8 protein-coding genes and 1 pseudogene are annotated in these 11,176 nt (G+C 69.2%); all 9 read right to left on the reverse strand.

Annotated elements, in window-relative coordinates; genetic code table 11:
• Positions 1-604 (reverse strand): annotated as a pseudogene (locus ACQKIP_RS27770) (hypothetical protein); the annotation flags it as partial.
• 58 nt (positions 605-662) lie between these two features.
• Complete coding sequence (locus ACQKIP_RS27775; RefSeq protein ID WP_427744416.1) at positions 663-1,232, reverse strand: GNAT family N-acetyltransferase; 570 nt, start codon at positions 1,230-1,232, stop codon at positions 663-665.
• Positions 1,233-3,155 carry a TIGR03960 family B12-binding radical SAM protein gene (locus ACQKIP_RS27780; protein WP_365857804.1) on the reverse strand — a complete coding sequence of 641 codons (1,923 nt, stop codon included), beginning with the start codon at positions 3,153-3,155 and terminating at the stop codon, positions 1,233-1,235. It lies immediately after the preceding gene.
• 52 nt (positions 3,156-3,207) lie between these two features.
• Positions 3,208-4,824, reverse strand: coding sequence for a CYTH and CHAD domain-containing protein (locus ACQKIP_RS27785; protein WP_365857802.1), 1,617 nt, complete (start codon positions 4,822-4,824; stop codon positions 3,208-3,210).
• Positions 4,825-4,873: 49 nt separating this feature from the next.
• Positions 4,874-6,076 (reverse strand): rod shape-determining protein RodA, encoded by a 1,203-nt coding sequence (gene rodA / locus ACQKIP_RS27790; RefSeq protein ID WP_365857800.1) that lies wholly within the window; start codon positions 6,074-6,076, stop codon positions 4,874-4,876.
• Complete coding sequence (gene mrdA / locus ACQKIP_RS27795; protein ID WP_365857798.1) at positions 6,076-8,250, reverse strand: penicillin-binding protein 2; 2,175 nt, start codon at positions 8,248-8,250, stop codon at positions 6,076-6,078. The genes rodA and mrdA overlap by 1 nt, the downstream gene beginning before the upstream one ends.
• 96 nt (positions 8,251-8,346) lie before the next feature.
• Positions 8,347-9,018 carry a rod shape-determining protein MreD gene (mreD, locus tag ACQKIP_RS27800; protein ID WP_365857796.1) on the reverse strand — a complete coding sequence of 224 codons (672 nt, stop codon included), beginning with the start codon at positions 9,016-9,018 and terminating at the stop codon, positions 8,347-8,349.
• A 13-nt stretch (positions 9,019-9,031) separates the two neighbouring features.
• The gene (gene mreC / locus ACQKIP_RS27805; protein ID WP_361189025.1) at positions 9,032-9,985 is read right to left on the reverse strand and encodes a rod shape-determining protein MreC; all 954 of its coding nucleotides are present in this window, start codon (positions 9,983-9,985) and stop codon (positions 9,032-9,034) included.
• Positions 9,986-10,133: 148 nt separating this feature from the next.
• Positions 10,134-11,153, reverse strand: coding sequence for a rod shape-determining protein (locus ACQKIP_RS27810; protein WP_160505014.1), 1,020 nt, complete (start codon positions 11,151-11,153; stop codon positions 10,134-10,136).
• Positions 11,154-11,176: the final 23 nt, after the last annotated feature.

Here is an 11,176-nt window from a genome sequence, read left to right on the forward strand (position 1 = left end):
CCATCACATAGCGCCAGAGACCCACCCACGGCCACACGAAGACCGCCTTGAGCAGCCACGCCACAGCGGCGCCGATGCCGCGTCCGGCCGCCGTGGCCCCGGCGGCGATGCCCCGCGCGAGCCAGGCGATCGCATGCCCGACCGGCGTGAGGACAGATGCGTACAGCCAGACGGCGGGCACCACGACCAGCATCCGCCCGAGCCACCCGAGCCCCTTGCCGACCGGCGCCAACACATAGCGCCAAAGACCCACCCACGGCCACACGAAGACCGCCTTGAGCAGCCATTCCGTGGCGGTGGTGACGCCGAGCGCGATCGGCGTGATGACGCGCTCCATCAGCCATTTCAGCGGCGTCACGATCAGCGTCCGGCCCAGCCAGGCGAATGCGCGCCCCACCGGCCGCAGTCCCCTCAGGTACAGGAAACGGCCGCACACGGCGAGCGCGTCCCAGACCAGGCGCACCGGCACGACGAGCACGAGCACCACGATCCGCACCGGGATCCGGATCGCGACGGCGAGACAGCCCTCGGCCTGCGGTTGTGATGGTGCGGGGTACTGCTCCGGCCCGCGCTCGTCGAGCGGGGGCCGCTTTTCCAGGTCCATGCCGTCCTAGACGCGTCAGTGGCGGGTGCTGGTTCGGTCCGGCGGCGGTCGGTCGCCGTCAGTTGCCGGTCGGGATCCAGTAACGCAGCTTTCCGCCGCGTTCGTCCTCGAACGCGCCGCCCGCGCCCTCGATCACCTTGCGCGAACCGGTGTTGTCGGTGTCGCAGGTGACGAGGACAGAGGCCAGGCCGAGGGCGCGGGCGTGCGGCAGGCTGTCGATCAGCATCGCCGTGGCGTGGCCGCGACGGCGGGCGGTGGGGCGTACGTCGTAGCCGATGTGGCCGCCGTACTCGCGCAGGAAACGTGTGGCGATGTTGTGGCGGATGGCGAGACGGCCGAGGTAATGGCTGCCGTCCGCGTACCAGAGGGTCGTCACGGGCACGGCGAGCGGCTCGGCGGGATGCACGGCTTCGTGGACCTCGGCGACGTAGCGCTCGAAGACCACGGGGTCGTGCCACTTGTCGCCGTAGTCACGCAGGGTGCGGCCGAGCGTGGTGTCGTCGTCGGCGCCGCCGCGGCCCTCGGCGCGGAACTCCTCCATCGCGGCGATGAAGGAGAGGTGCACGCGGCCGGAGGGCGGGGCGAGGCGGGCAGCACCTGCCCGTGCCACCGGCTCCGGCCGCGTCACTTACTTCACCACCGACAGCGGCAGGAGCTTCTTGCCGGTCGGGCCGATCTGGATCTCGGTCTGCATCTGCGGGCAGACGCCGCAGTCGAAGCAGGGGGTCCAGCGGCAGTCCTCGACCTCGGTCTCGTCGAGCGAGTCCTGCCAGTCGTCCCAGAGCCAGTCCTTGTCGAGACCGGAGTCCAGGTGGTCCCAGGGCAGGACTTCCTCGTACGTGCGCTCACGCGTGGTGTACCAGTCGACGTCCACGCCGAAGTCGGGCAGCGTCTTCTCGGCGCAGGCCATCCAGCGGTCGTACGAGAAGTGCTCGCGCCAGCCGTCGAAGCGGCCGCCGTCCTCGTACACGGCGCGGATGACGGAGCCGATGCGGCGGTCGCCGCGCGAGAGCAGGCCCTCGACGATGCCGGGCTTGCCGTCGTGGTAGCGGAAGCCGATCGAGCGGCCGTACTTCTTGTCGCCGCGGATCTTGTCGCGCAGCTTGGCGAGACGGGCGTCCGTCTCCTCCGACGACAGCTGCGGGGCCCACTGGAAGGGCGTGTGCGGCTTGGGCACGAAGCCGCCGATGGAGACCGTGCAGCGGATGTCGTTGCCCGCGACCTCGCGGCCCTTGGCGATGACGTTCGCCGCCATGTCCGCGATCTGGAGGACGTCCTCGTCGGTCTCGGTGGGCAGGCCGAGCATGAAGTACAGCTTGACCTGGCGCCAGCCGTTGCCGTACGCCGTCGCGACGGTGCGGATCAGGTCCTCTTCGGAGACCATCTTGTTGATGACCTTCCGCATCCGCTCGGAGCCGCCCTCGGGGGCGAAGGTCAGGCCCGAACGGCGGCCGTTCCTCGTCAGTTCGTTCGCCAGGTCGATGTTGAAGGCGTCGACGCGGGTCGAGGGCAGGGAGAGGCCAATCTTGTCTTCCTCGTACCGGTCCGCGAGGCCCTTGGCGACGTCCGCGATCTCCGTGTGGTCAGCGGAGGACAGGGAGAGCAGGCCGACCTCTTCGAAGCCGGTCGCCTTGAGGCCCTTCTCCACCATGTCGCCGATGCCGGTGATGCTTCGCTCCCGCACGGGGCGCGTGATCATGCCGGCCTGGCAGAAGCGGCAGCCGCGGGTGCAGCCGCGGAAGATCTCCACGGACATGCGCTCGTGGACGGTCTCCGCGAGCGGCACGAGGGGCTGCTTGGGGTAGGGCCACTCGTCCAGGTCCATGACGGTGTGCTTGGACACGCGCCACGGGACACCGGACTTGTTCGGTACGACGCGGCCGATGCGCCCGTCCGGGAGGTACTCGACGTCGTAGAACCCGGGGACGTAGACGGAGCCGGTGCGCGCGAGGCGGAACAGCACCTCCTCGCGTCCTCCGGGGCGACCCTCGGCCTTCCACTCGCGGATGATCGCGGTCATGTCGAGCACGGCCTGCTCGCCGTCGCCGATGACCGCGCAGTCGATGAACTCCGCGATCGGCTCGGGGTTGAAGGCGGCGTGGCCTCCGGCCAGGACGATCGGGTCGTCGACCGTGCGGTCCTTGGACTCGAGCGGGATGCCCGCGAGGTCCAGGGCGGTCAGCATGTTCGTGTAGCCGAGCTCGGTGGAGAAGCTGAGCCCGAACACGTCGAAGGCGCCGACGGGGCGGTGGCTGTCCACGGTGAACTGCGGGACCTTGTGCTCCCGCATCAGCTCTTCGAGGTCGGGCCAGACGCTGTACGTGCGCTCGGCGAGGACGCCCTCGCGTTCGTTCAGTACCTCGTAGAGGATCATGACGCCCTGGTTGGGCAGCCCTACCTCATACGCGTCGGGATACATGAGCGCCCAGCGGACGTCACATGCGTCCCAGTCTTTGACGGTGGAGTTGAGCTCTCCGCCGACATACTGGATGGGCTTCTGGACGTGCGGGAGAAGCGCTTCCAGGCGTGGGAAGACGGACTCGACAGGCATCTCGGCGTCTCTCATGAGCTGGCAGGGGTGACCATCAAGCGTACCCCGGCGGTCAGCTGCTCAGAGCCGCCCGCAATTTCGCCCTGGACGCCTCGGCCCACACCTCCGGCAGTTCCCGCTCCCTGTCCGCCGCCGCGGCCTCCTCCTGCCCGTACAGAAGTCCCCAGGTGAAGGCCGTCTCCCCCGCCAGGTGGGCCTGTATGGCCAGGGTGCGCAGGGCGTCGCGGGCGACGACGCTGTCCTGGTGGTCGCCGAGCACGCTCTGGACGGCCTTCATCCGCTTGGCGAACCGTTTGGCGGGCTTGCCGAGGGCGGGCGTCGCCGCCTCGCCCGCGTAACGGGCGCGCTTGGCGGCCTTGCGGGCCTCGTGCATGGCCACGTCACGCTGCTCGCCCGGCGGCAGCTCGAGGGCGTGCTCGACGCGGGCCGCGAGGCGGCGGTAGTCCTTGAGCACGGCCTTGGGCAGCGCCTTGCCCACGGGTGCGGCGGCGGCCGGGCGCAGCGGAGGGTCGGCGAGCAGGGCATCGACGGACTGGAGGAGCGCGAGGTACCGCTTGCCGTCGAGCACGGCGACGGTCCTGCGCCGGGAGCCGCTGCGGCGGGCCACGGTCCAGATGCGCAGGCGTCCGCGCACGGGGCCCAGGAGCAGCGTCCTGGGCACGGCGCCGATGCGGGACGTGAGCCGCTCGGTCAGGACCTCCTGGTCACGGTCGACGCCGAGCTCTGCCGCGAGCCACTTCAGCTCGTCCCCGATCGGGTCGGTGACGGTGCGGTCCAGGATCTTGCGGAACGACTTGAAGGCGCTGCGCATGCGGCGCGTGGCGACCCGCATCTGGTGCACGGAGTCGGGCAGGTCGCGGCGGACGTCGGGGTCGAGGGCGACGAGCGCGTCGCGCTGGGCGCGGAGGTAGGCCAGGACATGGTCACCGGCGGTCCCGGTCCCGTCGCCGACGGCCTCCTTGACGGCCTCGGCGACGGCCTCCTTCTTGCCTGCCTTCTTGCCCGCCTTCTTGTCGGCCTTCCTGCTCCTGGCCGCGCGCGCCTCGTTCTCCCCGGGCGGCGCGTCCGCCGTCTCCGCCAGCGCCCTGCTCAGCTTCGACGGCAGGTCGGAGCGGCGCACGCCCGCCTTCTTCAGCTTCTTCTCGACCTTGTCGAGCAGCGCGGGATCGCCGTCGTCCGCGAGCTCCACCTCGACCTCGGACCACTCCGCGGTGGCGCCGCTCCCGGTGAGCCGCTCGGCGACCACTCCGTCGATGCTGACCTCGGCGAGCAGCGCTCCCCGCTCGTCGACGAGGTGGCGCAGGTCCCTGGCGGACAACAGGCGCACGACGGGGATCAGTTCGGCCTCGCGGACACGCGAACGGACGAGGCCGAGCAGTGAGCGCGGCACGTCCGGCGAGAGCGGGGCGTGGATCTCGTCCCGCACGCCGTCCGCGAGCGCCACCGGCAGTTTCAGGTGCCAGCCCGCGTCGGCGCCGCCGGTGCGGTGGCGCAACGTGACGGACGACGCGGCGAGGCGCTGGTCGGGGGTGTCCCAGTAGGTGGCGTCCAGCTCGACGACGCCTTTGTGGACGACATCCGCGACCCCGGCCACTCCGGTCAGGTCGGGCAGTGCCGCGTCCGCACCGACGTCGTACTTCCGCTCGATCTCGCGCTTCGTCTCCGCCATGAACCGAATCTAGACGCGATCGCGGTCGCGCGGCAGACCTCCTGCCGGCCTAGGCCGACATCGGCCGCTGCACCTTGATCGACTGCAATAGGCCGACGGCCACCCAGACCGCGAACATCGATGATCCTCCGTACGAGACGAAGGGCAGCGGCAGACCGGCCACCGGCATGATGCCGAGCGTCATGCCGATGTTCTCGAAGGACTGGAAGGCGAACCAGGCGATGATCCCGGCGGCGACGATCGTGCCGTACAGCTCGGTCGTCTCGCGGGCGATGCGGCAGGCCCGCCAGAGCAGGACGCCGAGCAGGACCAGGATCAGGCCCGCACCGGCGAAGCCGAGTTCCTCGCCCGCGACGGTGAAGACGAAGTCCGTCTGCTGCTCGGGCACGAACTGCCCGGTGGTCTGCGAGCCCTTGAAGAGGCCGGTGCCCGAAAGCCCGCCGGAGCCGATCGCGATGCGCGCCTGGTTGGTGTTGTAGCCGACGCCCGCCGGGTCGAGCGCGGGGTTGGCGAAGGCCGCGAAGCGGGCGATCTGGTAGTCGTCGAGGATGCCGAGCTGCCAGACGGCGACCGCGCCGGCCGCGCCCGTGCCCAGGAGCCCGAAGACCCAGCGGTTGGAGGCGCCCGACGCGAGCAGCACACCGAGGACGATCATCGCCATCACCATGACCGACCCGAGGTCGGGCATGAGGAGCACGATCAGTATCGGTACGGCGGCCAGGCCGAGGGCCTGGAGGACCGTGCGGTGGTCGGGGTGGTCCCGGTCGCCCGCGTCGACGCGGGCCGCGAGCAGCATCGCCATGCCGAGGATGATCGTGATCTTCACGAACTCGGAGGGCTGGAGCGAGAAGCCGCCGCCGAGCACGATCCACGCGTGCGCGCCGTTGATGGTCGCGCCGAGCGGGGTGAGCACCAGCAGGACGAGGAAGACGGAGATGCCGTAGAGGATCGGCACGGCCGTGCGCAGGGTGCGGTGGCCGAGCCAGATCGTGCCCGCCATCAGGGCGATGCCGATGCCGGTGTTCATGACGTGCTTGATCAGGAAGGAGTACTGGTCGTCGCCGACGAGCTCGGTGCGGTTGCGCGTCGCCGAGTAGACGAGCGCGGAGCCGATCACGGACAGCGCGATCGCCGAGAGCAGTATCGGCCAGTCCAGCCTGCGCACCAGCGAATCGCGGGCGAACACCCGGGAGGCCATCGAGGAGCGCTCGGGCCCGTAGCCGGAGACGGAGAAGCCATTGTTGCCGGCCACTAGTCGCGCCTCCCGTTCGCGGGCGCGCCCGCCAGTTCCTGCGGCTGCTCCGAGGGCTTGGGGGCCTCGGGCTTGTACGGCTTGATCTTCGGGGAGTCGATCGAACCGTCGGTCTCGATCTTCGGCAGGTTCTTCTGCGGCTCGGGCAGCAGCGCCTTCTTGATGTTCTGCTTGCCTTCGTCGTCCAGGCCGTAGATGCCGTCGTAGATCTTGCGGACGGCGGGTCCCGAAGCACCGGAACCCGTACCGCCCTGGGAGATCGTCATCACGATCGAGTAGTCCTTGGTGTACGTCGCGAACCACGAGGTGGTCTGCTTGCCGTGGACCTCGGCGGTACCCGTCTTGGCGTGCATCGGGATCTTGTCCTGCGGCCAGCCGCCGAACCGCCAGGCGGCCGTTCCCTTGGTGGCCACGTCGGCGAGGGCACCGTCTATGTTGTCGCGGGTCTTCTTGTCCATGGGCAGCTTGCCGTGCGACTTCGGCGCGATCTCCTGGACCTGCTTGCCGTCGGCGCTGATGATCGCCTTGCCGACCGTGGGGTTGTACATGGTGCCGCCGTTGGCGATGGCGGAGTAGATCGTCGCCATCTGTATCGGCGTGACGAGGGTGTCGCCCTGTCCGATGGAGTAGTTGACGGAGTCACCGGCGCGCATCTTCATGCCTTCGAGGCAGTTCTCGTACGCGATCTTCTCGACGTAGTCACCGCCCTTCTTGCCCTGCTTGCACCAGCCGTCCTTGTTGGCCTTCCAGTAGTCCTTCTTCCACTGGCGGTCCGGGACGCGGCCGGTGACCTCGTTCGGCAGGTCGATGCCGGTCTCCTTGCCGAGGCCGAACTGGTGGGCGGTCTTGTAGAACCAGTCCTTGGCGTCCTTCTTCGGCTTGTTGCCGCCGTCCTTGGCCCACTGGTCGTGCGAGAGCTTGTAGAAGACGGTGTCGCAGGAGACCTCGAGGGCCTGGCCGAGGCTGATGCTGCCGTGGCCCTGGGACTCGAAGTTCTTGAAGGTCTGGCCGCCGATGGAGTACGAGCTGGGGCAGGGGTAGCTGCCGTTGAAGTCGTAGCCCGCGTTGACCGCCGCCGTCGTCGGGATGACCTTGAAGATCGAGCCGGGGGCCGCCTGGCCCTGGATGGCGCGGTTCAGGAGCGGGTAGTTGGACTTCTTGCCGGTGAGCTGCGTGTAGTCCTTGCCGGAGATGCCGCCGACCCAGGCGTTCGGGTCGTAGCTCGGGTTGGACGCCATGGAGACGATGCGTCCGGTCTTGTTCTCCATGACGACGACGGCGCCCGCGTCGGCCTTGTAGTTCTCGTTGGTGTTCTTGTCGAACTCCTGGCGGGCCTTCTTCATCGCGTCGTTGAGCCAGTACTCGGACAGCGCCTGCACGCGCGCGTCGATGCTGGTGACGACGTTCGCGCCGGGCTGTGCCGGGTCGTCCTTGGCCTTGCCGATGACGCGGCCGAGGTTGTCGACCTCGTAGCGGGTGACGCCGGCCTTGCCGCGCAGCTGCGCGTCGTACGTGCGCTCCAGGCCGGAGCGGCCGACCTGGTCGGAACGCAGGAACGGCGAGTCGGTGTTCTCGGCCTTCTTGATCTCGTCGTCGGTGACGGGCGAGAGGTAGCCGAGCACCTGGGCGGTGTTGGACTTGCCGGGCGCGGCATAGCGGCGGACGGCGGTGGGCTCGGCGGTGATGCCGGGGAAGTCCTCCGCGCGCTCACGGATCTGGAGGGCCTGCTTGGGGGAGGCCTCGTCCGTGATCGGGATCGGCTGGTAGGGCGAGCCGTTCCAGCAGGGCTGCGGGGTCTTGGAGTCGCAGAGGCGGACCTTGTCGGAGACTTCCTTGGCGGTCATGCCGAGGACGTCGGCGAGCTTGGCGAGGGCCGCCTTGCCGTCGTCCTTCATCTTCATCAGGTCGGTGCGGGACGCGGAGACGACGAGGCGGGTCTCGTTGTCGGCGATCGGGACGCCGCGGGCGTCGAGGATCGAGCCGCGTACGGCGGGGTCGACGACCTGCTGGACGTGGTTGCCGGAGGCTTCCTCCGCGTACTCCTCGCCGTTGCGGATCTGGAGGTACCAGAGGCGCCCGCCGAGGGTGAGGAGGAGGGAGAGCACAAGGATCTGGATGACGATGAGGCGGATCTGGACTCTTGGGGTCCGTCCGGTCTCGGGGATGTTGGTCACTGCTTTCCTCCCCCTCTCAGTGTGTGTACGAGTAGTACGTGTACACGACCGACCTGTGTGCGCGACCGGTCGTGTACGGGGCCAACTGCGCTGCGGTCACAGGCGCTTGACCCCCTTGATGCGTCCGGCGCGCGCGACGCGTGCCTTGGCCGCCTTCATCCGCATGCCCCCGCGCTGGTTGCCGATACGCAGGCCGGTCCCGGAGGACAGCCAGCCGGCCGAGACGTCCGTGGCCTTGGTCGCCGGAGAGGTCTCCCCCAGCGGGTCGTTCTCGGCGCGCCGGGCGAGCGCGATGATCAGCGGCACCGTGAAGGGCGCGAGCAGCAGGTCGTACAGGGCGGCCGTGAAGAGGAGCCCGCCCAGGCCCACGTGGCGGGCGGCGGTGTCCCCGACGAGGGAGCCCACGCCCGCGTACAGCAGGGTCGACCCGATGGCGGCGCCGACGACCACGACGAGCGGCCCGGTGGCGGACCGCAGCCGTCCGGTCTCCGGCTTGGCCAGACCCGCGAGGTAGCCGACGACGCACAGGACCAGGGCGTACCGCCCGGCGGCGTGGTCGGCCGGCGGGGCCAGGTCCGCGAGGAGCCCGGCGCCGAAGCCGACGAGGGCGCCGCCCACATGGCCGTAGACCAGGGCGAGGCCGAGCACCGTGAGCAGCACCAGGTCGGGCACCGCACCCGGCAGCTGGAGCCGGGCCAGGACGCTGACCTGGATGACCAGGGCGACGACGACCAGGGTGGTGGAGAGCAGGATTCGGTTGAAGCGCATGGTTCCGGTGCTCCTACTGCTCGTTGCCGTTGTCGGCGTCGTCGGCCGGGGGCTGCCCTGACGGCGTGGCCGTCACGGTGACCGTCGGGGTCGGCTTCGGCTTGGCGGGCTTCTTCGGCAGGACCGTGTCGCGCGGGTCCTCACGGGGCGCTTCGACGACGACACCGACGATGTCCAGCTTGGTGAAGCCGACGTACGGCTTGATGTAGATGTTGCGCGTCAGGTCGCCGCCGGACGGGTCTACGCGGACGACCTCGCCGACCGGTACGCCCGGCACGAACGGCTTGTCCTTCTGCGAGCCGAAGGTGACGAGCCGGTCACCCTTCTTGATCTTCGCCTTGCCGTTGAGCATCTGCACCGAGAGCGGGCGGTCGCCCTGCCCCGTGGCGAAGCCGAGCTCGTCGGTCTTCTCCATGCGGGTGCCGACGGTGAAGTCGGGGTCGTTGGCGAGCAGGACGGTCGCGGTGCTCGGGCCGACCGTGGTGACGCGGCCGACCAGGCCGTCGCCGTTCAGGACGGTCATGTCGCGCTTGAGTCCGTCGTTGGCGCCCGCGTCGATCGTGACGGTCCAGGAGAAGCCCTGGGCCGCTCCTATGCCGATGACTTCGGCGCCCTTGATGCCGTACTGACCGGCGCCGGCGCTCTTGAGCATGCTGTCCAGCTGTCTGACCCGGCTGCGGTTGCGGTCGTCGCTGCCGAGCTTCGCCTTCAACGCTGCGTTCTGACGCTCGAGTTCTGCGATCCGGTCATGCCGGTCGCCGGAGTCGCGTACCGCGCCGATGGCGTTGCCGATCGGGTCGACGGCGGACGACACGCCGTCCTCGACCGGGCCGAACACCGTGGCGGCGGCCTGGCGGGCACCGTCGACCGGCGAGTCCTCGCCACCGCGGATGTCCACCGTGATCAAAGCGAACGCGATGGCGATCAGCAGCACCAGGAGCAGCCGGCTCTCTCGTGTGTCCCTCACGTGCGGCGGCCGTGCCTTCCTCAGTTGGAAATCCGTGGAATTGCGAGCATCTGTGCGTGCCCTTTAAAGCCCTCTATATCAACGATCCGCCGCACGAGGTGACAGGCACTCGTACGGCGGACACCCTTTCAGCGGGTTCACGCCACTGTCAGCGGCGCGGCGACGCGTCCAGGACCTGCTGGAGCGCCTCGAACTCCTCGACACACTTGCCGGAGCCGAGTGCCACGCTGTCCAGCGGGTCCTCGGCGATGTGGATCGGCATGCCCGTCTCGCGACGCAGACGCTCGTCGAGGCCGCGCAGCAGGGCGCCGCCTCCGGTGAGAACGATGCCGCGGTCCATCACGTCACCCGAAAGCTCCGGCGGGCACTTGTCGAGGGTGGTCTTGACCGCGTCGACGATCGCGTTGACCGGCTCCTCGATGGCCTTGCGGACCTCGGCGGCGGAGATGACGACGGTCTTGGGCAGCCCGGAGACCAGGTCACGGCCGCGGATCTCGGTGTGCTCGTCGGCGTCCATGTCGTACGCCGAACCGATGGTGATCTTGATCTGCTCGGCCGTGCGCTCACCGAGGAGGAGGGAGTACTCCTTCTTGATGTGCTGGATGATCGCGTTGTCCAGCTCGTCGCCCGCGACGCGGATCGACTGTGCCGTGACGATTCCGCCGAGGCTGATGACCGCGACCTCGGTGGTGCCGCCGCCGATGTCGACCACCATGTTGCCGGTGGCCTCGTGGACCGGCAGGCCGGAACCGATGGCCGCGGCCATGGGCTCCTCGATGATGTGCACCTGACGCGCGCCGGCCTGCGACGAGGCCTCGATGACGGCGCGGCGCTCCACTCCGGTGATGCCGGAGGGCACACAGACGACGACACGCGGACGGGCGAGGTACCGCCGCTTGTGGATCTTCAGGATGAAGTAGCGGAGCATCCGCTCGGTGATCTCGAAGTCGGCGATGACGCCGTCCTTCAGCGGTCGCACGGCAACGATGTTGCCCGGCGTGCGACCGATCATCTTCTTGGCTTCGGCGCCGACAGCGAGGATGCCACCGGTGTTGGTGTTGATGGCGACGACGGACGGTTCGTTGAGAACGATCCCCCGACCCCTGACGTACACCAGCGTGTTGGCGGTCCCGAGGTCGACAGCCATGTCACGGCCGATGAACGACATGTTGTTCCCCATGAGGATGCGTC

It is taken from the genome of Streptomyces sp. NPDC059900 (genome assembly GCF_050270335.1).
Classification (GTDB): domain Bacteria; phylum Actinomycetota; class Actinomycetes; order Streptomycetales; family Streptomycetaceae; genus Streptomyces.

Coding starts and splice junctions, on each gene's coding strand:
- ACQKIP_RS27780 (WP_365857804.1), bottom strand. CDS start 3,155: ATGCCTGTCGAGTCCGTCTTCCCACGCCTGGAAGCGCTTCTCCCGCAC.
- ACQKIP_RS27785 (WP_365857802.1), bottom strand. CDS start 4,824: ATGGCGGAGACGAAGCGCGAGATCGAGCGGAAGTACGACGTCGGTGCG.
- mreD (WP_365857796.1), bottom strand. CDS start 9,018: ATGCGCTTCAACCGAATCCTGCTCTCCACCACCCTGGTCGTCGTCGCC.
- ACQKIP_RS27810 (WP_160505014.1), bottom strand. CDS start 11,153: ATGTCGTTCATCGGCCGTGACATGGCTGTCGACCTCGGGACCGCCAAC.